At 74.1% G+C, this 20,570-nt stretch carries 15 protein-coding genes; 12 read left to right on the forward strand and 3 right to left on the reverse strand.

Features of this window, described 5'->3' with window-relative positions:
- Window positions 1–20 precede the first annotated feature (20 nt).
- A complete protein-coding gene (gene miaB / locus OG403_RS25010) occupies window positions 21–1,547 on the forward strand; it encodes a tRNA (N6-isopentenyl adenosine(37)-C2)-methylthiotransferase MiaB (RefSeq protein ID WP_329568029.1) in 1,527 nt (508 codons plus the stop codon).
- 36 nt (window positions 1,548–1,583) lie between these two features.
- Window positions 1,584–2,282, forward strand: coding sequence for a hypothetical protein (locus OG403_RS25015; RefSeq protein ID WP_329568031.1), 699 nt, complete (start codon window positions 1,584–1,586; stop codon window positions 2,280–2,282).
- 85 nt (window positions 2,283–2,367) lie between these two features.
- Here the strand turns inward: OG403_RS25015 and OG403_RS25020 are convergent, their stop codons facing one another.
- Window positions 2,368–3,036, reverse strand: a complete 669-nt coding sequence (locus OG403_RS25020) for an antitoxin (RefSeq protein ID WP_329568033.1) — start codon at window positions 3,034–3,036, stop codon at window positions 2,368–2,370.
- A gap of 152 nt (window positions 3,037–3,188) precedes the next feature.
- Here OG403_RS25020 and miaA point away from each other — a divergent pair, with 152 nt between their 5' ends.
- The 5 genes from miaA (at window position 3,189) to hflX (ending at window position 10,171) form a co-directional block, all read left to right on the forward strand.
- Complete coding sequence (miaA, locus tag OG403_RS25025) at window positions 3,189–4,124, forward strand: tRNA (adenosine(37)-N6)-dimethylallyltransferase MiaA (protein ID WP_329568035.1); 936 nt, start codon at window positions 3,189–3,191, stop codon at window positions 4,122–4,124.
- Between the two features lie 252 nt (window positions 4,125–4,376).
- Entirely contained in the window at window positions 4,377–4,988 is a 612-nt protein-coding gene (locus OG403_RS25030; RefSeq protein WP_329568037.1) for a hypothetical protein, read from the forward strand.
- A 33-nt stretch (window positions 4,989–5,021) separates the two neighbouring features.
- Window positions 5,022–5,912 carry a diaminopimelate epimerase gene (gene dapF / locus OG403_RS25035; protein ID WP_329568039.1) on the forward strand — a complete coding sequence of 297 codons (891 nt, stop codon included), beginning with the start codon at window positions 5,022–5,024 and terminating at the stop codon, window positions 5,910–5,912.
- A 215-nt stretch (window positions 5,913–6,127) separates the two neighbouring features.
- Window positions 6,128–8,611: a RelA/SpoT family protein gene (locus tag OG403_RS25040; RefSeq protein ID WP_442910975.1), complete on the forward strand. Its 2,484-nt coding sequence runs from the start codon at window positions 6,128–6,130 to the stop codon at window positions 8,609–8,611.
- 42 nt (window positions 8,612–8,653) lie between these two features.
- Window positions 8,654–10,171 carry a GTPase HflX gene (gene hflX / locus OG403_RS25045; RefSeq protein ID WP_442910976.1) on the forward strand — a complete coding sequence of 506 codons (1,518 nt, stop codon included), beginning with the start codon at window positions 8,654–8,656 and terminating at the stop codon, window positions 10,169–10,171.
- A 72-nt stretch (window positions 10,172–10,243) separates the two neighbouring features.
- Here hflX and OG403_RS25050 read toward each other — a convergent pair whose 3' ends face one another.
- Both OG403_RS25050 and OG403_RS25055 read right to left on the reverse strand, forming a co-directional pair.
- Window positions 10,244–11,422, reverse strand: coding sequence for a trypsin-like serine peptidase (locus tag OG403_RS25050; protein ID WP_329568041.1), 1,179 nt, complete (start codon window positions 11,420–11,422; stop codon window positions 10,244–10,246).
- A gap of 2 nt (window positions 11,423–11,424) precedes the next feature.
- Window positions 11,425–12,597 carry a trypsin-like serine peptidase gene (locus OG403_RS25055; RefSeq protein WP_329568043.1) on the reverse strand — a complete coding sequence of 391 codons (1,173 nt, stop codon included), beginning with the start codon at window positions 12,595–12,597 and terminating at the stop codon, window positions 11,425–11,427.
- Window positions 12,598–12,859: 262 nt separating this feature from the next.
- Between OG403_RS25055 and OG403_RS25060 the strand changes: the two genes are divergently transcribed.
- The 5 genes from OG403_RS25060 to OG403_RS25080 are packed head-to-tail and all read left to right on the forward strand — an operon-like array spanning window position 12,860 to window position 20,538.
- A complete protein-coding gene (locus OG403_RS25060) occupies window positions 12,860–14,659 on the forward strand; it encodes an IucA/IucC family protein (RefSeq protein WP_442910977.1) in 1,800 nt (599 codons plus the stop codon).
- A complete protein-coding gene (locus OG403_RS25065; RefSeq protein WP_329572540.1) occupies window positions 14,551–15,177 on the forward strand; it encodes a GNAT family N-acetyltransferase in 627 nt (208 codons plus the stop codon). The genes OG403_RS25060 and OG403_RS25065 overlap by 109 nt, the downstream gene beginning before the upstream one ends.
- On the forward strand, window positions 15,177–16,583 hold the full coding sequence (locus tag OG403_RS25070; protein WP_329568045.1) for a lysine N(6)-hydroxylase/L-ornithine N(5)-oxygenase family protein: 1,407 nt from the start codon (window positions 15,177–15,179) through the stop codon (window positions 16,581–16,583). The genes OG403_RS25065 and OG403_RS25070 overlap by 1 nt, the downstream gene beginning before the upstream one ends.
- The gene (locus OG403_RS25075) at window positions 16,561–18,420 is read left to right on the forward strand and encodes an IucA/IucC family protein (RefSeq protein WP_442910978.1); all 1,860 of its coding nucleotides are present in this window, start codon (window positions 16,561–16,563) and stop codon (window positions 18,418–18,420) included. Before OG403_RS25070 ends, OG403_RS25075 begins: the two co-directional genes overlap by 23 nt.
- 12 nt (window positions 18,421–18,432) lie before the next feature.
- Window positions 18,433–20,538, forward strand: coding sequence for an ATP-dependent DNA helicase (locus OG403_RS25080; protein WP_329568047.1), 2,106 nt, complete (start codon window positions 18,433–18,435; stop codon window positions 20,536–20,538).
- Window positions 20,539–20,570 lie beyond the last annotated feature (32 nt).

The raw sequence follows: 20,570 nt of genomic DNA on the forward strand, positions 1-20,570 counted from the left end.
TTACCCTTGCTGCTGTGGGTATGGGAGAGAGCTTGCGAACTTACAAGGTCGTCACGCACGGCTGTCAGATGAACGTCCATGACTCCGAGCGGCTGGCCGGGCTGCTGGAGGACGCCGGATACGTGAAGGCCGACCAGGGCGGCGAGCCGGACCTGGTGGTCTTCAACACCTGCGCCGTGCGCGAGAACGCCGACAACAAGCTGTACGGCAACCTCGGTCAGCTGGCCCCGGCCAAGGCGAGCCGGAAGGACATGCAGATCGCCGTCGGCGGCTGCCTGGCCCAGAAGGACCGCGACACCATCGTGCGCCGGGCGCCCTGGGTCGACGTGGTCTTCGGCACCCACAACATCGGCCACCTGCCCGCGCTGCTGGAGCGCGCCCGGATCGAGCAGAGTGCCCAGGTGGAGATCCTGGAGTCGCTGGAGACCTTCCCCTCCACGCTGCCCACCCGCCGTGAGTCGGCCTACGCCGCCTGGGTCGCGATCTCGGTCGGCTGCAACAACACCTGCACCTTCTGCATCGTCCCGGCGCTGCGCGGCAAGGAGGAGGACCGCCGCCCCGGCGATGTGCTCGCCGAGGTCGAGGCGCTGGTCGGCGAGGGCGTCATCGAGGTGACCCTGCTCGGCCAGAACGTCAACGCCTACGGCTCCGACCTGGGCGACCGCGAGGCCTTCTCCAAGCTGCTGCGCGCCTGCGGCCAGATCGAGGGCCTGGAGCGGGTGCGCTTCACCTCCCCGCACCCGCGCGACTTCACCGACGACGTGATCGCCGCGATGGCCGAGACGCCGAACGTGATGCACCAGCTGCACATGCCGCTGCAGTCCGGCTCGGACACCGTGCTGCGCGCGATGAAGCGCTCCTACCGCCAGGAGCGGTTCCTCGGGATCATCAAGAAGGTGCGCGAGGCGATGCCGGACGCCGCGATCTCCACCGACATCATCGTCGGCTTCCCCGGTGAGACCGACGAGGACTTCGAGCAGACCCTGCACGCGGTCCGGGAGGCCCGCTTCACCAACGCCTTCACCTTCCAGTACTCCAAGCGCCCCGGCACCCCGGCTGCCGAGATGGCGGACCAGGTGCCCAAGGCCGTGGTCCAGGAGCGCTACCAGCGGCTGGTCGCCCTCCAGGAGGAGATCTCCTGGGAGGAGAACAAGAAGCAGGTCGGCCGCCGCCTGGAGGTCCTGGTCGCCGAGGGCGAGGGCAAGAAGGACGTCAGCACCGACCGGCTCTCCGGCCGCGCACCCGACAACCGGCTGGTGCATTTCAACCCGAGCATGCGAGGGGTGAACGACCAGCACAGCAGCCGGCCGACCGAGCCGGTGCGCCCGGGCGACATGGTGACCGTCGAGATCACCTACGCCGCCCCGCACCACCTGCTGGCCGAGGGCCCGACGCTGGGCGTGCGGCGCACCCGGGCCGGCGACGCCTGGGAGAAGCGCAACGCCGCCCCGGCCGCCAAGCCGGCCGGTGTGATGCTCGGGCTGCCCGGCATCGGCGCTCCGGTGCCGCTGGCGGCCGCGCCCGGCGACGGCTGCGGCTGCGACTGATCCCGGGCCCGGGGGCAGCCGGTTAGAGTGATCGACATGCTGGTCGCCGCTGCCGTCTGCCCCTGCCCCCCGCTGCTGGTTCCCGAGGTCGCCGCCGGTGCGGCCGCGGAGCTGGACGGTCTGCGGGCGGCCTGTACCGAGGCGGTCGGCGAGCTGCTGGCCGCCGACCTCCAGCTGCTGGTGCTGGTCGGTGACGGCCCGCAGGCCGAGGTCTGGACCGAGGGCGGGGCCGGCTCCTTCCACCGCTACGGCGTGCCGCTCGGCGTGCGGCTGCCCTCCGGCGGGGTCGACGGACCCGAACTCAGCCCCTCGCTCACCGTCGGCGCCTGGCTGCTGGAGCGGGCCGGCGCGGCCCTGCCCACGCACGCCTGCGCGGTGCCCGGCGACGCGCCGGCGGACCGGATGCTGGGCCTGGGCCAGGGGCTGGCGGGACTCGCCGACCGGGTCGGACTGCTGGTGCTCGGCGACGGCAGCGCGCGACGCTCCGTCAAGGCGCCCGGCTACCTGGACGAGCGGGCCGAGGGCTTCGACGCCGAGGTGGCCCGCGCCCTCGGTGCGGCGGACACCGCCGCGCTGGCCGCGCTGGACCCGCGGCTGGGCGCCGAACTGCTGGCCGCGGGCCGGGCCCCGTGGCAGGTGCTGGCGGGGGCGGCCCGGGGAGCGGGGCTCGGCGGGCGGCTGCGCTACCAGGACGCCCCGTACGGGGTCGGCTACTTCGTGGCCTCCTGGAGCTGAGCGGGACACCGGCACACGCGGCGGGGCCGGACGGATGATCCGTCCGACCCCGCCGACCCCGCCGACCGTGCCGATCAGCTCCTGATCAGCCCTGCGCGCGCTGCCCGCTGCCCGGCTCGTCGGCCTCGCCCGGCTCGGCGTGGCCCTGGTCCGGCCGGCCCTTCTCCGCGAAGCCGTCCACCGCGCCCTTGGCCTTCTCGGCGCCGGTGGCGATCCTGTCGCTGTACTTCCCCTTGGTGGCCTTGTCGATCGCGTCGCCGGCCTTGTCGACCAGCTCGTCGATCTTCTCGCTGTGCTGGCCGGCCAGCTGGCCGGCCTTGTCCTTGAGCTCCTCGGCCCTGCCCTTGAGGTTGTCCATCAGGCCCATGCCTTCGTCTCCTGTGTCAGGCCGCTCGGGTCGGCTCTGCGGAAGGGTGTCCCCGGCCGGTTCCGCGCTCTGCGCGGCTGCCGCCAGCGCTGCGGCCAGCAGCTCGGCGACATCCGGCGTGAGGACGCCCGCCGCGTCGAGGAGCGTCGCCCCGACCTCGGCGCTCGGGTCCCCGGCCACCACCTCGCCCCGTTCGGCCTCGGGGGCCGTCCGGGCGGCCGGGACGCCGGGCGGCGACTCCTGTCGCTCTCCGTCGGTCGCCTGCGGCCCCGCCTGCTCGTGCTCCTGCTGCTGCTCCTCCTGCGGAACCAGCACGGCGACCGAACCACCGCCCGCGGCCTGCGGAACCTCGGCGGTGCGGCGACGGAACCAGCTGAAAACACCCATATCTTCTCCCAACCTACGCGGTCTGCGGCGGCCCCGGGGCCGGTTCAGCGCGAGCCGGTGCAGGGTGCCGCCCATCCGGGGAACGAGTCGGCCGGTGGCCGGTCACGTCCCCCGTTCGGGTGGGGGTGCCGCGCTTTGCGAGACTTGACGGTGTGAGCAGCTCTCTTTCCCGTATCCCGGTGGTCTCGGTGGTCGGCGCGACCGCGGCCGGCAAGTCCGATCTGGCCGTCGCGCTGGCCCGCGCGCTCGGCGGCGAGGTGATCAACACCGACTCCATGCAGCTCTACCGGGGCATGGACATCGGCACCGCCAAGCTCACCCTCGACGAGCGTGGCGGCATCCCGCACCACCTGCTGGACATCTGGGAGGTCACCGAGACCGCCAGCGTCGCCGAGTACCAGCGGCTGGCCCGGGCCGAGATCGACCGGCTGCTGGCCGCCGGGCGCCCGCCGGTGCTGGTCGGCGGCTCCGGGCTGTACGTGCGTGCGGCGATCGACGAGATGGAGTTCCCGGGGACCGATCCGGCGGTGCGGGGCCGGCTGGAGGCCGAGCTGGCGGAGCACGGGCCGGCCGTGCTGCACGCCCGGCTGGCCGGGCTGGACCCGGCCGCCGCGGCCGCCATCCTGGTCGGCAACGGGCGGCGGATCGTGCGGGCGCTGGAGGTGATCGAGCTGACCGGGCGTCCGTTCACGGCCAACCTGCCCAGCAACACCGCGGTCTACGACGCGGTGCAGATCGGTGTCGCGGTGCCCCGCCCGGAGCTGGACGAGCGGATCACCCTGCGGGTGGACCGGATGTGGCAGGCGGGGCTGCTGGACGAGGTGCGGGCGCTGGAGGCGCGGGGGTTGCGCGAGGGGCTGACGGCCGGTCGGGCGCTCGGTTACCAACAGGTGCTGGCGCACTTCGCCGACGAGTGCACCGAAGAGGAGGCGCGGGCGGAGACGGTGCGCGCCACCAAGCGGTTCGCGCGCCGTCAGGAGTCCTGGTTCCGCCGGGACGACCGGATCCACTGGCTCGACCGGCCCGCCGGAGCGGACCCGGCCGACCTGCTGGAACGCTCGCTGAAGCTGGTCGAGCAGGCGGGCTGAGCAGCGGATTCCGGCCGGTCGGCGCACCGGATCCGGCCATCTGCCGGTGCACCTGCGCCCGCACGTGCAGGTGCAGAAGGAAGCCGGGATCACGACCGGATCACGTCATGGCCACGGATCACCCGGTGACCCGCGTTACGCGCTGTGAGCGCGTTGGGACATGCCATTATCGAGGCAAGAGGGGCCGGTCGCGCGGGCCGGGCCCATCCGTTCGCGGGCTCCGGCTCGTGTCGAACTGTCAGGGGAGGCCGCGTGTCCACGGGTCCCGGCCCCGAAACCGAGCAGTTCCCGCACCATGCCCTGGACCTGTCCGGGGCGGCGCACGGCCTCGACGAGCCGGAACCCGCCCATGACCCGGTCACCGACCTGGCCGAGGAGGCGTTCGCCCTGCCGCCCGCCGATCTGCTGACGCCGGCCGCACGGCCGATCGAGGACCTGCTGCCGCTGAGCGTGCTGCCGTCCGCCGAGGACCTGCTGCTGGCCGCCGATCCGGACGTCCCGCTCGGCCCGCCGGCCGACCAGGCGGTGCTCGAACGCGAGATCCGACCGCGCCGCCGGCTGCGCTGGTGGCAGCTGCTGCCGATCGTGCTGATCGGGGTGGGCGGCTCGCTGATGTTCGCCTTCCCGCTCGCCTTCGGCTCCGGCAACGGCGGCTCGATGGTGGCCATGCTCGGCCTGCTGCTCACCGCCGCCTCGATGGGCTGGGGCGCGATGGCGGCCCGCAAGGCCGGCTACGCCTGGCCCGGTCTGCCCCGCCGCGGCTCTGGCCGGCGCGCGGCCTGGCAGGCCATCGCCGGCTACACCCTGATCGTCTGCGCGGCCTTCGCCCTCGCCGTCTGGCGGGTCGTCCAGCTGCGCGGCTGATCGCCGCCGCTGCCCGGTCAGTACGATCGCAGCATGAGCACAGCGACCCCGCAGGGCCTGCCTTTCCTCAAGGGCCACGGCACCGAGAACGACTTCGTCATCCTCCCCGACCTGGACGGCGCGCTGCGCCTGGGACCGGCCGAGGTGGCCCGGCTCTGCGACCGCCGGGCCGGGATCGGTGCCGACGGCGTGCTGCGGGTGGTCCGCTCGGCCCGTGACGAGGCCGCGGCGGCGCAGGCCGAGCAGGCCGAGTGGTTCATGGACTACCGCAATGCCGACGGCAGCATCGCCGAGATGTGCGGCAACGGGGTCCGGGTCTTCGCCCGCTACCTGGTGCACGCGGGGCTGGCCGAGCCCGGACCGCTGGTGATCGCCACCCGGGCCGGGCTGCGCCGGGTGCTGATCGCCGAGGACGGGCCGGACGGCACGCCCGGTGACATCACCGTGGACATGGGCCGGGCGGTGCTGCCGCCGACCGAGGGCCTCGAGGTGGCGGTGGGGGAGCGGCGCTGGCCGGCCCGCAACGTCAACATGGGAAATCCGCACGCGGTGGTCTTCGTGGCGGACCTCGCGGAGGCGGGCAACCTGTTCACCGCGCCCGCCGTCAGCCCGGCCGAGGCCTACCCGCACGGTGTCAACGTGGAGTTCGTGGCGGACCGCGGCGAGCGGCAGGTCGCGATGCGGGTGCACGAGCGCGGCTCCGGCGAGACCCGCTCCTGCGGGACGGGCACCTGCGCGGTGGCGGTGGCCGCGGCCCGGCGGGCCGGGATCGACCCGGCGGTCACCGGGGAGCCGGTCACCTTCACCGTGGACGTGCCCGGCGGGCGGCTGGTGATCACCGAACACCCGGACGGGCGGGTCGAGATGACCGGGCCCGCGGTGATCGTGGCCGCCGGGATGATCGAGCCCGGTCTGCTCCGATAGCGCGTCACGGGGTGCGGTGCCGTGCGGGGATGAGGCCGCGTCAAGGGGCGAGCCCCGGGGCGGGCCACCCTTTCCCCGTTCCGCGAGGCGCTGAATCCGCCCGTTCGAGTGATCCCGCTAACAGAGCGGAAGCAGGGCCTCGCGGAACGTGGTGTGCTCGGTAGCATGGACCACCGGGGCAGCCACCGCTCCGGTGCTCGCTGCCGGAGGTTGCCATGACTGTCGAGACCGGCCGGCCAACCGGCCAGGCCCTGTCACCTGGGACATCTGAGGCTCCGTCACCTGTTTCCGATCGGCCCGGGGGGCGGTCGGCGCAGGTGCCGCCGGCCGGTCCGGCCGCGTCGCCCGCGGCACCGCCGTCCGCGCCGACATCACCTGAGTCGCCGTCACCCGGTCGGCGGCTGCTCGGGCGAGCGGCGCTCGGCCGGGCCGGGCGCGCCGCCCTGCTGGCCACCGGGCGCCCTCCGGTGCCGGACGCGATCGAGCCGCTGGTGCAGGCGCACCGCCGCCACCACCCGCAGTCCGACCTCGCGCTGCTCAGTCGCGCCTACCGGACGGCCGAGGAGAGCCACCGGGGGCAGAAGCGCAAGAGCGGCGAGCCGTACATCACCCACCCGCTCGCCGTCACCATGATCCTGGCCCAGCTCGGCGCCGAGACCACCACCCTGGTCGCCTCGCTGCTGCACGACACGGTCGAGGACACCGAGGTGACGCTCGATCAGGTAGCCGCTGCCTACGGCCCCGAGGTCGCCTACCTGGTGGACGGCGTGACCAAGCTGGAGAAGGTGGACTTCGGCGCGGCGGCGGAGGCGGAAACGTTCCGCAAGATGCTGGTCGCCACCGGCGACGACGTGCGGGTCATGGTGATCAAGCTGGCCGACCGGCTGCACAACATGCGGACGATCCGGCACATGAAGCCCGCCAGCCAGATCCGGATCGCCAAGGTCACCCGGGACGTGCTGATCCCGCTGGCCGAGCGGCTGGGCATCCAGGTGGTGAAGACGGAGCTGGAGGACATCGTCTTCGCCACCCTGCACCCCGAGGAGTACGCCAGGACCAGAGCCCTGATCGCCGCCCAGGAGGCGGCCCAGGACGCGCTGCTCAGCCCGTTCGCCGCGGCACTGCGCCGGCAGCTGGCCGAGTCCGGGGTGTCGGCCGAGGTCACCGTGCGGCCCCGGCACTGCGTCTCGGTGCACCGCACGATGCTGCGCCGCGGCCAGGGCGGGCCGACGGGGCGCCCGTACCCGGCCGACCTGGCCCGGCTGCTGGTCGTGGTCGAGGAGACCGCCGACTGCTACGCGGTCCTCGGCGAACTGCACACCTGCTGGACTCCGCTGCCCGGCGAGTTCAAGGACTTCGTGGCCGCGCCCAAGTTCAACCTCTACCAGTCGCTGCACACGGCGGTCTCGGTGGACGGCGTGCTGGTCGAGGTGCTGGTCCGCACGCCCCGGATGCACCAGATCGCGGAGTTCGGGGTGGTCGCGCTCGGCAGCCCGCAGGCCCTGGGCACCCAGCCGGCCGGTGCCGAGCAGGCCGGGCGCGACGAGCTGGACGGCACCGACCCGGCCCGTCCCGGCTGGCTCAGCCGGCTGCTGGAGTGGCAGCAGGAGACGCCGGACCCGGACGCCTTCTGGTCCACGCTGACCGCCGACCTGTCCGATGACGGGGAGATCACCGCCGTCACCGAGGAGGGCGCCACCCTGGTGCTGCCGGTCGGGGCCAGCTGCGTCGACGCCGCCTACCAGCTCGGTGAGGAGATCGGGCACCGATGTATCGGTGCGCGGGTGAACGGGCGCCTGGTGGCGCTGGCCACCGCGCTGGCGGACGGCGATGTGGTGGGCATCCTGACCGAGTCGGGGGGCGGCCCCGGTGGGCCCGAGCCGACCGGGCCGAGCCCGCAGTGGCTGGAGTTCGCGCACACCCCCGGCGCCCGGATCGCGATCGAGCGCTGGCTGGCCGGGCACCCTGGGCCGGGGGTCCCGGCGGGCCACGGTGTCGTGCAGGGGGGCTCGGCCGCACCCCCGGCCGTGCCCGCGCCGCACCGCCCGGCCGCGCGGTCGGCACCCGCGCGGCCGTCGGGTGGCCACGGTCGGCTGGTGATCGCCCCCGGGCACCCGGGAGCGGCCGTGCGGCTGGCCCGCTGCTGCACCCCGGTCCCGCCGGACCAGGTGACCGGTTTCCAGATCCGCGGTGGTTCGATCGCGGTGCACCGGTACGACTGCCCCACCGGCGAGCGGATGCGCGGCTCGGGGCGCGGTCCGGTGCAGCTGGACTGGGCGCCGGAGGCCGGGGCGGCGGCTGCCGCGCCGGCCCCGTTCCGGGTCACCCTGCAGGCCGAGGCGCTGAACCGCAACGGCCTGCTGGCCGACCTGACCGCCGCGATGTCGGCCACCGGGCTCGACATCGTCTCCGCGGTGGTGGAACCGCCCGAGGAGCTGCGGGTGCGGCACACCTACACGGTGGAGCTGCCCGGCGCCGCGACGCTGCCCGTGGTGATGCGTGCCATGCTGCGGGTCTCCGGGGTCTACGACGTGCGCCGCCCCGGCCTGGAGGCCCCGCGCCCGCCCCGGCTGCGGCCCAACGCCCGGCCCGCCCGAAATGATGGTGACCCGGCCCCCGGGCCCGTGCGACCATCGAAGGGAATGCGGGACCGGTCCGCTGCGTTGAGCGCAGTGGACGGGCAGCCCGAAGAGAGCTGATCCGTACCTTGCCGCGAGCCCCGTCGAGACCCTAAGGACACGATGACCTCCACGTTCGAAGACCGCGATTTTTCCAGCGCGACCACCGGCCGCAGCGCCCGCGGTCCCGCTGGCCTCCGGGCCGAAGCCCTGATGGACGAGGACCTCGCGGCGATCGACGAGGACTTCGGCCGGAACTACGACGGTGACCAGTACGACCGCAGCGAGCGCGCCGCACTGCGCCGCGTGGCGGGCCTGTCCACCGAACTCGAGGACGTCACCGAGGTCGAGTACCGCCAGCTGCGCCTGGAGCGCGTGGTGCTGGTGGGCGTCTGGACCGACGGCACCGTCGAGGAGGCCGAGAACTCGCTGGCCGAGCTCGCCGCGCTCGCCGAGACCGCCGGCTCCCAGGTGCTCGACGGGGTGATCCAGCGCCGCGACAAGCCGGATGCCGCCACCTACATCGGCTCCGGCAAGGCCAGGGAACTGCGTGACATCGTCGCCGCCACCGGCGCCGACACCGTGGTCTGCGACGGTGAGCTGACCCCGGGTCAGCTGATCCACCTCGAGGACGTGGTGAAGGTCAAGGTGGTCGACCGGACCGCGCTGATCCTGGACATCTTCGCCCAGCACGCCAAGTCCCGGGAGGGCAAGGCCCAGGTCTCGCTGGCGCAGATGCAGTACATGCTGCCGCGCCTGCGCGGCTGGGGTCAGTCGCTCTCCCGGCAGATGGGTGGCGGTGGCTCCGGCTCCTCGGGCGGCGGGATGGCCACCCGTGGTCCCGGTGAGACCAAGATCGAGACCGACCGGCGGCGGATCCGCGAGAAGATGGCGAAGCTCCGCAGGGAGATCGCCGACATGAAGAAGGGCCGGGACACCAAGCGCCAGGAGCGCAAGCGCCACCAGGTGCCCTCGGTCGCGATTGCCGGCTACACCAACGCCGGCAAGTCCTCGCTGCTCAACCGGCTCACCGGCGCCGGCGTCCTGGTGGAGAACTCGCTGTTCGCCACCCTGGACCCGACCGTGCGGCGGGCCACCACCCCGGGCGGGCGGCTCTACACGCTGGCCGACACGGTCGGCTTCGTCCGGCACCTGCCGCACCACCTGGTCGAGGCCTTCCGCTCGACCATGGAGGAGGTCGCCGACGCTGACCTGATCCTGCACGTGGTGGACGGCTCGCACCCCGAGCCGGAGACCCAGCTGGCGGCCGTCCGCGAGGTGATCGTCTCGGTCGACGCGCAGCACGTGCCGGAGATCGTGGTGATCAACAAGGCCGACGCCGCCGACCCGCACGTGCTGCAGCGGCTGCTGCGCCGCGAGCCGCACGCGATCGTGGTCTCGGCCCGCTCCGGGCAGGGGATCGCGGAGCTGCTGCAGCTGATCGACCAGGAGCTGCCGCGCCCGGCCGTCGAGGTCCAGGCGCTGGTTCCGTACACCCGGGGCGACCTGGTCTCCCGGGTGCACGCGGAGGGCGAGCTGCTGGAGACCGAGCACACCGGTGAGGGCACGCTGCTGCGGGCCAAGGTCGAGGCCGAGCTGGCCGCCGAGCTGGAGCGCTACGCGGTGGCCGTGCAGCACTGAGCGGCTGGACCGAGCGACGAACGGGAAGGGCCCCGGCTGGTGCCGGGGCCCTTCCCGCTGTCCCGGGCCGGCTCAGGGCAGCTGCGTCATGGCGGTGAACATCTGCTTCGCCTGGTCGTCCAGCTCGGGCCCGGCCACCCAGGCCGCCGGGCTCGGGCCGATCGAGGTGTTGCTGACCAGGGTCGGCCTGCCGTCGGGGCCGAGTGCCAACCAGCCGCCGCCGCTGGCGCCGGCGGTCATGGTGCAGCCGATGGTCAGCATGGTCGGCCGGGTCGGGTCGTAGGAGAGCCGGCCCGGCTGGCCGCCGGCGCAGGACTCCAACTGCTGGCCGTCGAACGGCAGGGCGGCCGGGAACCCGTAGGCGGTGACCGAGGTGAGCCGGTCGCGCGGGGCGTCGAACCAGATCGGTACCGAGCCGCCGACCTCCTCCTCCAGTGACCTGCCCGGCAGGTCCGGGTCGGTGACCCGGATGACCCCCGAGTCGTCCTGGTTGACCGCGCCGCCCGAGTCGCCGCCCTGGGCCATCCACTGCGGCGCCACCATGGCGTCGTTCGCCCACCAGCGGCCGTAGGGCGCGACCTGGGCCAGCGTGGCGGCGCGGCCGCCACCGGCCGCGTCCGAGCTGTTGTAGTCCGGGACGAAGGCGATGTTCTTCAGCCAGTCGCCGCCCTTGCCGCTGTGCAGGCAGTGTCCGGCGGTCCACACCAGGTTGCTCCTGCCCGGGTGCTGCGGGTCGCTCACCACGGTGCCGGAGCAGACGTAGGTGCCCCGCGGGCTGGTGGCGAAGATCCTGCCGAAGACCGCCAGGTCGGGCGGGTAGGGATGCGGGGCGGCCTGCGCCGGGACGGCGGCGGGCAGCGGGTCGTTCTGGGGGTCCGCCACCGTCGGGGCGGTGCTGGACGGAATGGCGGTGGGTGCGGCGGTGCCGGCCGAGGCGGTCGGCGCGGGGGTGGTGGGCGTGGCGGTGGGCACGGCGGGCGGCTGCGGAGCGGCGACCGGCGCGGCCGGGGCGGCCGGAGTGGCCGCCTTCATCGCGGCGGGTGACCAGAGGTCCTTGGCGATCTCGTTCTTCAGCAGGTGCTGCCGCGCCCACCGGGACCAGTCGGCGGCGCTCCAGCTCCGCGGGTCGCGCAGCGCGGCGGCGTCGGCCCTGGCCCGGTGCTCACTGCCGCCCGCGCCGCACCCGGCGGTGAGGGCCAGGACGGTGGCCAGGGCGGCGGCCGCCGCCGCCCTGGTGATGGTCCGTCGCACCGTCAACTTTTCTTGCTGATGTAGTCCAGCGCGCTCTGCGCCACGTCGTCCAGGTAGGGGCCGGCCAGCCAGCCGCTCTCCTGGGGGCCGATCGAGGTGTTGCTGACCAGGGCCGGCTTGCCGCCGCGGTCCGCGAACCAGCCGCCGCCGCTGGAGCCGGCGGTCATCCCGCAGCCGATCACGTTCATCGCCGGGCGCGAGGTGTCGAAGGAGATCCGGGAGGCCTGGCCGCCCGCGCAGCGCTCCATCTGGGTGCCGTTGAAGGGCGGGGCGGCCGGGTAGCCGACCGCGGTGATCTTCAGCTGGTCGCGCGGAGCGTTGAACCAGACCGGCACCGAGCCGCCGACCGTCTCCTCCAGCGACTTCCCGTTGCCGTTCTCGTTCTGCACTCGGATGATCGCGAAGTCGCACTGGCTGGCCGGGCCGCCGGTCTCGGAGCCCTCCGCGTACCACTGCGGCGAGGAGATCGCCTGGGTGGCGTCCCAGACGCCGAACGGCGCGAACTGGCTCTGGCTGGTCGGCTGCTGGCCGCCGCTGACCGCGCCGGAGCTGTTGAAGGCCGGGACGAAGGCGAGGTTGCTGTACTGCTGGCCGCTCTTCCCGCTGGTGATGCAGTGCCCGGCGGTCCAGATCAGGTTGCTCTTGCCCGGGTGCTGCGGGTCGGAGATCACGGTGGCCGAGCAGACCGCGTGCTGGGAGGAGCTGATGTCGAAGAAGAGCTTGCCGTCCACCGCGTTCTGCGCGTACGGGTGGGGCACCGCCTCGGCCGCGATCGGGGCGGGCAGCGGGTCGGTGTCGCTGCTGCCGCCAGTGCTGCTGCCGGTGCCGCTGCTGCTGCCGCCGGTGGGCTGCTGCGGCGGGACGACCGGGTCGTTCGGCTTGGCCTGGAGCATCTTCTGCAGGTTCCAGAAGCCCTTGACCGCCTGCGGGATCGCGTGCTGCTTGGCCCAGCTGTCCCAGTCGGAGAGCTTCCAGTGCTTCAGGTCGTTCAGGCTGGGCAGGCCCAGGCCACCGGGCAGCGCGAGCGCGCTCGACGGCGACGCGGTGACCGCGGTCGGGCTCGGGGCGGGCGCCGCCTTCGGGGTGTCGCTCGACCCGCAGGCGGCCGTGGCGAAGAGGGTCAGGGCGGCCACGGCGCCGGCTGCCGCGGTGCGTCGGCGGGTTCCGCCGTTCATCGGTGACATCTGTTCAGTTCCCCCAGGTGGAGTATGGCGGCGGGGCCTGCGGGCCGTCCGCCGGGCACCCATGGAGTTTCCCATGCGGCCAGGACAGGCGGGTCCGCACCCCGGTGGCGACAGGTGATGGGGGGTCATCGATCGGTGACCGCAGGACCGTAGGGCGTGATTACCCGGCGCTCCGCTCGTTGGACCAAGTGGATGTCCTCCGCCGGGGTGTACGCGCCGGCGGTGCCCTCCCCAAGCGCACCGAGGAGCAGTCTTGAGCACCGCCCTGACCGGAGCCCCGGCCACCGTCCCGCGACAGCTGGACCAGTTGGCCGAGTCGGATCCGCTGCTGCACCAGGACCCCTCGGTCGCGGCCGAGCAGGCGGCGATCGAGGGGCTGCTGCGCTGCTGGTGCCGGGAGACCGGGGCCCGCCCGGATCAGGACGGCGTGCTGCGGGTTCCGGTGCTGGGCGGGGCGGCCCGGCTGCTGGCGGGCGTGCGGTACTGGTCGCCGTGCGGCTGGCACCGGTTCGGGCCGGCCGTGCTGGCCGCCGGCCGGGCCGAGACCGGCAACCCGCTGGACGCGGTGACCGCGGCCGCGTTGCTGGCCCGCTCGGCCGACGCGCACCCGGGCGCCGAGCAACTCGCCGACATGGTCGGCAGGGTGGCCGACTCCGTCCGGCGGACCGCCGACGTGCTGCGCCACCGGCGCGGGAACCCGGGCCCGGGGCCGGACTCCGCCTTCCTGCGGGCCGAGCAGTCGCTGCTGCTCGGGCACCCGCTGCAGCCCGACCCGAAGAGCCGCGACGGCCTCGGGCCCGCCCAGAGCGCGGCCTACTCGCCCGAGCTGCGCGGCTCCTTCGCGCTGCACTGGTACGCCGTCGACCGCGACCTGCTCGCCGCCGGCTCGGCGCTGGCGGTGCCCGCCGAGCAGCTGACCGCCGAACTGCTCGGCGCGCCCGAGCTGTTGCCGCCGAACACCGCCGCGCTGCCGCTGCACCCCTGGCAGGCGCAGGAGTTGGAACGCCGACCGCAGATCGCCCGGCTGCTGGCCGACGGCGCGCTGCACGACCTCGGCCGGCACGGCGCCCCCTGGTTCCCGACCTCCTCTGTGCGCACCGTCTACCGCCCGGGCACCGCCTGGATGCTCAAGCTCTCGCTCGGCCTGCGGATCACCAACTCCCGCCGGGAGAACCTGCGCAAGGAACTGCACCGGGGCCTGGAGGTGCACCGGCTGCTGGAGGCCGGGCTGAGCGCCGAGTGGCGGGCCGCGCACCCCGGCTTCGACATCATCCGCGACCCGGCCTGGATCGGGGTGGACCTGCCGGGGCTCGGCGCGCACAGCCCCGGCGGCCTGGACACCGTGCTGCGGCAGCAGCCGTTCGCCGACACCGACCGGGCGATCTGCGTGGCCGCGCTGGTCGCCGAGCGGCCACTGGGCGAGCCGGTCCTCGACGTGCCGTCCGAACTCGGCGACCTGCTGCGCTCGTTGGCCCGGCGCAGCGGTCGGCCGCTGCCGACCGTGGCAGCCGAGTGGTTCCTGCGCTACCTGGACGCCGTGGTGCTGCCGGTGCTCTGGCTGGACGGGCGGGCCGGCATCGCGCTGGAGGCCCACCAGCAGAACAGCCTGGTGCTGCTGGACGCCGACGGCTGGCCGACCGGCGGCCGGTTCCGCGACAACCAGGGGTACTACTTCCGCGCGTCGCACGCCGAGCGGCTGGAGGCCCGGCTGCCCGGTCTCGGCCGGGACAGCGACACCTTCGTCGAGGACGCGGTGGCGGACGAGCGCTTCGCCTACTACCTGGGGATCAACCACGTCCTCGGCCTGATCGGCGCGTTCGGCTCGCAGCGGCTGGCCGACGAGCGGGTGCTGCTCGCGGCGCTGCGCCGGTTCCTGGCCTGCCCGGCCGTCGCCGCCACCGGTTCCACGCTGCCCGCCCACCTGCTGGCCGCCCGCGAACTGCGCTGCAAAGCCAACATGCTCACCCGGCTGCACGGGCTGGACGAGCTGGTCGGCCCGGTGGAGACGCAGTCCGTCTACGTCACCATCCCCAACCCGGTGGCGGCCGGATGACCGCGCTGACCACGCCGGTGGGGGGTTTCCGGCTGCGGATCGTGCGACCCGAGGACCTGCCGCTGATCACCGGCTGGATGAACGACCCGGCGGTGGACGCCTTCTGGGAGCTGGCCGGTCCGCCCGAGCGGACCGAGCGGCACGTGCGGGCCCAACTGGAGGGGGATGGCCGCAGCGTTCCCCAACTCGGCCTGCTGGACGGCGTGCCGATGAGCTACTGGGAGGTCTACCGGGTGGAGCGGGACCGGCTGGCCGAGTACTACCCGGCCGAGCCCGGCGACATCGGCTTGCACCTGCTGCTGGGCCCGCCCGAGAGCCGCGGGCGGGGGCTGGGCGGTGCGCTGCTCGCGGCGATGGCCCAGCACCTGCTGCGGACCAGTCCGCGGGTGGTCGCCGAGCCCGATGTCCGCAACACCGCCTCGGTGCGGGCCTTTCGCCGGGCCGGCTTCAGCACGGTGGGCGAGATCGAGCTGCCGGAGAAGCGCGCGGCACTGATGATGCGTGAGAGGGAGGCCTGATGGATGATCAGCTCGCTGTGCTGGAAACCCCGTTCGACGTGGCGGCCGACGGCCCGCTCGATGTCCTGGGCGTCGGCATCGGCCCGTTCAACCTCTCGCTGGCCGCGCTGGTCGACCGGCAGCCGCGGCTGCGGGCGCTGTTCTGCGACCGCCGGCCCGAGTTCCGCTGGCACCCCGGGATGCTGGTGGACGGGGCCAGGATGCAGGTGCCGTTCCTGGCCGACCTGGTATCGCTGGTCGATCCGACCAACCCCTGGTCCTTCCTCAACTACCTGCGCGCGCACGACCGGCTCTTCCCGTTCTACTTCGCCGAGCGGTTCCAACTGCCGCGCCGGGAGTACGACCACTACTGCCGCTGGGTCGCCGAGGGGCTGGCCGACTGCCGGTTCGGCACCGAGGTCACGGCGGTGGGCTGGGCGGACGGCGCCTTCACCGCCACGCTGCGCGGGCCGGCCGGCCAGCAGCGGGTGCGGGCCCGCAACCTGGTGCTCGGGGTCGGCACCGAGCCGGTCCGCCCGTCGGCCTTCGCCGCGCTGTCCGGGCGGCCCACCGTCTTCCACTCCGGCGAGTACCTGCAGCGCCGGGCGGCGCTGACCGGCGCCCGGGACATCACCGTGGTCGGCTCGGGGCAGTCCGGCGCCGAGGTCTTCCTGGACCTGCTGCGCACCCTGCCGACGGGTGACGGCACCCGGCTGCGCTGGCTCACCCGGAGCAGGGCGCTGGCCCCGATGGAGTACTCCAAGCTCGGCCTGGAGCACTTCACCCCTGACTACACCCGCTACTTCCACGGCCTGCCCGCCCCCGTCCGCGACCGGCTGGTGGCCGAGCAGTGGCAGCTGCACAAGGCGGCGAGCGCCGAGACCCTGGCCGAGATCCACGACCTGCTCTACGAACGCACCATCGGCCGCCCGATCGGTGCCCCCGACGTCGAGATCGTCCCCGGCACCGAGGTGACCGAGGCGCTGCCCGGTCCCTGCGGCGGCCTGGAACTGCGCTGCCTGCACCGGGACTCCGGGCTGCGGCGGGTGGTCCGCACCGATGCCGTGGTGCTGGCCACCGGCTACCGGGCCGGGCGTCCGGCGGCCGTGGAACCGCTGGCCGAGCTGATCGACTGGGACGAGCAGGGCCGGTTCCGGGTCGACCTGGACCACCGGGTGGCCACCGCGGCCGAGCTGACCGGCGGCCTGTACGTGCAGAACGCCGAGCTGCACACCCACGGTGTCGGGACGCCCGACCTCGGTCTCGGCGCCCATCGTGCGGCGGTGATCCTCAACGCGCTCACCGGCCGCACGGTGCACCGGCTGCCCGCCAGGACCGCCTGGACCAGCTTCGCCCCGGCCGCCCTGCCCGCCCAGGGGGCCGCCTTCCCCGAGGAGTGGAACAGTGCCCCGTCCGCCCGCCGATGACCCGCTGCCCCGAGGTCCGCTGCCCCAGGACTCGCTGCCCCAGGACCCGCTGACCCGCCCGCGCTGGCGTGCGGCCTGCCGCGCGCTGCTGGCCAAGCTGCTCGCGGAGTTCAGCTACGAGGAACTGCTGCGGCCCGAACCCGTCCCGGGCGGCTACCGGCTCGCCCTGCCCGACGGGCCCGAGTACCGGTTCGCGGCCCGGCGCGGGGCGTACGGCAGTTGGCAGGTCGACCCGGAGTCGATCCGGGCCGGTGAGCGCCCGGCCGACGACCCGTTCGAGTTCGTGCTGGCGGCCCGCCGGTTACTCGGGCTCGCCGGGGACACCAGCGGCCACCTGGTCCGGGAGCTGACCGCCACGCTGCTGGCCGACGTGCGGCTGGCGGCCGACGCGCTGAGCGCGGCCGAGCTGGCCGAGCTGGACCACACCGCGCTCGAGGGCCGGCAGAGCGGCCACCCGTGGCTGGTGCTCAACAAGGGCCGGCTCGGCTTCTCCGCCACCGATGCCGCCCGCTGGACGCCCGAGGCCCGCACGCCGCAGCCGCTGAGCTGGCTCGCCGTCCACCGCGACCTGGCCCAGTACCGGGGCGTCGGCGACCTGGCCGAGGCCGAGCCGCTCTACCGCGCGGAGCTGGACGGCGAGGTGCTGGCGCGGTACCGGCGGCTGCTGGTCGACCAGGGCCTGGACCCGGCCGGCTACCTGCTGCTGCCGGTGCACCCCTGGCAGTGGGACGAGACGGTCCTGCCGCTCTTCGCGCCCTGGATCGCCGAGGGCCGGATCGTCCTGCTGCCCGCCGACCGCGACCTGCGGCTGCCGCAGCAGTCGATCCGCTCCTTCTTCAACGTCACCAGCCCGCACCGGCACACCGTCAAGCTGCCGCTCTCGGTGCTCAACACCCTGGTCTGGCGCGGGCTGCCGACCGAGCGCACGCTGGCCGCGCCGGCCGTCACCGCCTGGATCCACGGGCTGCGCGACGGCGACCCCTTCCTGCGCGAGGAGTGCCGGGTGGTGCTGCTCGGCGAGGTCGCCTCGGTCACCGTCCAGCACCCCTACTACGCGCGGCTGCCGGAGGCGCCCTACCAGTACAAGGAGCTGCTCGGCGCGATCTGGCGCGAACCACTGGGCGGCTACCTCGCACCGGGGGAGCGCGGGCGCACCCTTGCCGCGCTGCTGCAGGTCGGGACGGACGGCCGGGCCCTGGTCGAGGAGCTGATCGCGCGCTCGGGACTGTCCGCGCGGGACTGGACGGCCCGGCTGCTGCACGTGATGCTGCCGCCGCTGCTGCACTTCCTCTACCGCTACGGCACGGTCTTCTCCCCGCACGGCGAGAACGCGATCCTGCTCTTCGACGAGCGCGACGTCCCGGTCCGGCTCGCGATCAAGGACTTCGTCGACGACGTCAACCTGAGCGACCAGGACCTGCCCGAACTGCGCGAGCTGCCGCCCGCGGTGGCCGAGGTGCTGCTGCGCGCGGAGCCGGCGGGGCTGTGCCAGTTCCTGCACGCGGGCCTGTTCATCGGCGTCTACCGCTACCTGGCCCCGCTGCTGGAACGCCGACTCGCCCTGCCGGAGGCGGAGTTCTGGGGCCTGCTGCGCGCCGAGATCCTGGCCCATCAGGCGCGCTTTCCCGAGCTGGCCGAGCGCTTCGCGCTCTTCGACCTGTTCACCCCGACCATCGACCGGCTCTGCCTCAACCGCAACCGGCTGCTGCTGGACGGCTACCGGGACCGGCCGGCCCGCCCGCACGCGGCGGTGTACGGGCAGGTGGTCAACCCGCTGGCCGCTGCCCGGGTGGGGCTGCCCGGTCCGCGCGAGGGTGTTGTCAGTCCGGCCCCGTAGGCTGGAAGGGCCATGACGAACGACTCCGCACCCCAGCTGCTGCCCGCCGAGGGCGCACCCACTTCGGGCCCCGGCCCCGTGCCGACCGGCCGCATCCCCGAGCTCCTGCACGCCGCGGTCACCGCGGTCGGCGGAGTCGAGCGCCCCGGTCAGCTCCAGATGGCCCAGGCCGTGGCCGAGGCCGTCGACAGCGCCGAACACCTCCTGGTCCAGGCCGGCACCGGCACCGGCAAGTCCCTCGCCTACCTGGTCCCCGCGCTCGCCCACGGCGATCGCGTGGTGGTCGCCACCGCCACCCTGGCACTGCAACGCCAGCTGGTGGAGCGGGACTTGCCCCGCACGGTGGAGGCGCTGCAGCCGATCCTGCGGCGCCGCCCGCTGTTCGCGATGCTCAAGGGCCGCTCCAACTACGTCTGCCTGCACCGGGCCAACGAGGGCACCCCGAGCGAGGAGGGCGAGGGCCTGTTCGACCCGGTGGAGGCGCTCGGCGGCCCGAGCGGCAAGCTCGGTCAGGACGTGCTGCGGCTGCGCGACTGGGCGGGCGAGACCGAGACCGGCGACCGCGACGACATGAGTCCCGGCGTCTCCGACAAGGCCTGGGCCCAACTCTCCGTCAGTTCCCGGGAGTGCCTGGGGGCCAGCCGCTGCGCGTACGGCCAGGAGTGCTTCGCGGAGAAGGCCCGCGAGCGGGCCAAGCTCGCCGACGTGGTGGTCACCAACCACGCGCTGCTGGCGATCGACGCGATCGAGGGCGCTCCGGTGCTGCCCGAGCACGAGCTGCTGATCATCGACGAGGCGCACGAGCTGGTGAACCGGGTGACCGGCGCGGCCACCGCCGAGCTGACCGTCGGCGCGGTCAACCGGGCCGTCAAGCGGGCCGCCCGGCTCGCCAACGAGAAGGCGGTGGACGCGCTGCAGGCCGCCGCCGAGAGCTACCACGGCCTGATGGAGACGGCCCAGCCCGGCAAGGTCGACGAGCTGCCCGAGTACCTCGGCTACGCGGTGGCCGCGATCCGGGACGCCAGCCGCCTGGTGATCACCTCGCTCGGTGAGACCAGGGACAAGGGGCTCTCCGACGAGGACGCGGTGCGCAAGCAGGCGATGGCCGCCGCCGAGACGCTGCACGACACCACCGAGCGGCTGCTCTCCGAGTCGCCCTACGACGTGGTCTGGATCGAGCGCAACGACCGCTACGGGCTGGTCCCCGCCTCGCTGCGGGTGGCGCCGATGAGCGTCTCCGGGCTGCTGCGGGAGAACCTCTACAAGGAGCGCTCGGTGGTGCTCACCTCGGCCACCCTGAAGCTCGGCGGGGACTTCACCGGCGTGGCCGCCTCGGTGGGCCTGCCGGGCGAGGGGCGGCTGCCGGACCAGCGGGCGGCCGGCGAGCCGGAGCGGGCCGAGGGGGAGGACGCCCCGCCGTACTGGCGCGGGCTCGATGTCGGCTCGCCCTTCTCCTATCCGAAGCAGGGCATCCTCTACGTCGCCAAGCACCTGCCGCCGCCCGGCCGGGAGCCGGACCGGCCGCAGATGCTGGACGAGCTGGCCGAGTTGGTCGAGGCGGCCGGCGGGCGCACGCTGGGCCTCTTCTCCTCGATGCGGGCCGCCCAGACGGCCGCCGAGCAGCTGCGCGAGCGGCTGGACTTCCCGATCCTGCTGCAGGGTGAGGACACCCTGGGCGAGTTGATCCGGGCCTTCGCGAGCGATCCGGGGACCTGCCTCTTCGGCACCCTCTCGCTCTGGCAGGGGGTGGACGTGCCGGGTTCCGCCTGCCAGCTGGTGGTGATGGACCGGATCCCGTTCCCGCGTCCGGACGATCCGCTGATGAGCGCGCGGCAGAAGGCGGTCGAGGAGGCCGGCGGCAACGGCTTCATGGCGGTGGCGGCGACCCATGCCGCGCTGCTGATGGCGCAGGGTGCGGGCCGGCTGGTCCGCGCGGCCGACGACCGCGGCGTGGTCGCGGTGCTCGATCCGCGGCTGGCCACGGCCCGGTACGGCGGCTTCTTCCGGTCCTCGATGCCGGACTTCTGGTACACCACCGACCGCAACCAGGTGCGGCGCTCGCTGGCGGCGATCGCGGCGAGCGCGCCGCCGCCCAGGCCGGTCGCCAAGCGCGGCTGAGCACGGTCGCCGCTGGACGGGCGCCACGCGCG

Origin of the sequence: Kitasatospora sp. NBC_01266, from assembly GCF_036242395.1 — a bacterium.
Taxonomy (GTDB): domain Bacteria; phylum Actinomycetota; class Actinomycetes; order Streptomycetales; family Streptomycetaceae; genus Kitasatospora.

Bases quoted from the DNA above. Each gene is read 5' to 3' on its own strand.
- miaB (WP_329568029.1), top strand. From the start codon at position 21: ATGGGAGAGAGCTTGCGAACTTACAAGGTCGTCACGCACGGCTGTCAG.
- OG403_RS25015 (WP_329568031.1), top strand. From the start codon at position 1,584: ATGCTGGTCGCCGCTGCCGTCTGCCCCTGCCCCCCGCTGCTGGTTCCC.
- OG403_RS25020 (WP_329568033.1), bottom strand. From the start codon at position 3,036: ATGGGTGTTTTCAGCTGGTTCCGTCGCCGCACCGCCGAGGTTCCGCAG.
- dapF (WP_329568039.1), top strand. From the start codon at position 5,022: ATGAGCACAGCGACCCCGCAGGGCCTGCCTTTCCTCAAGGGCCACGGC.
- OG403_RS25040 (WP_442910975.1), top strand. From the start codon at position 6,128: ATGACTGTCGAGACCGGCCGGCCAACCGGCCAGGCCCTGTCACCTGGG.
- hflX (WP_442910976.1), top strand. From the start codon at position 8,654: ATGACCTCCACGTTCGAAGACCGCGATTTTTCCAGCGCGACCACCGGC.
- OG403_RS25055 (WP_329568043.1), bottom strand. From the start codon at position 12,597: ATGAACGGCGGAACCCGCCGACGCACCGCGGCAGCCGGCGCCGTGGCC.
- OG403_RS25070 (WP_329568045.1), top strand. From the start codon at position 15,177: ATGGATGATCAGCTCGCTGTGCTGGAAACCCCGTTCGACGTGGCGGCC.
- OG403_RS25080 (WP_329568047.1), top strand. From the start codon at position 18,433: ATGACGAACGACTCCGCACCCCAGCTGCTGCCCGCCGAGGGCGCACCC.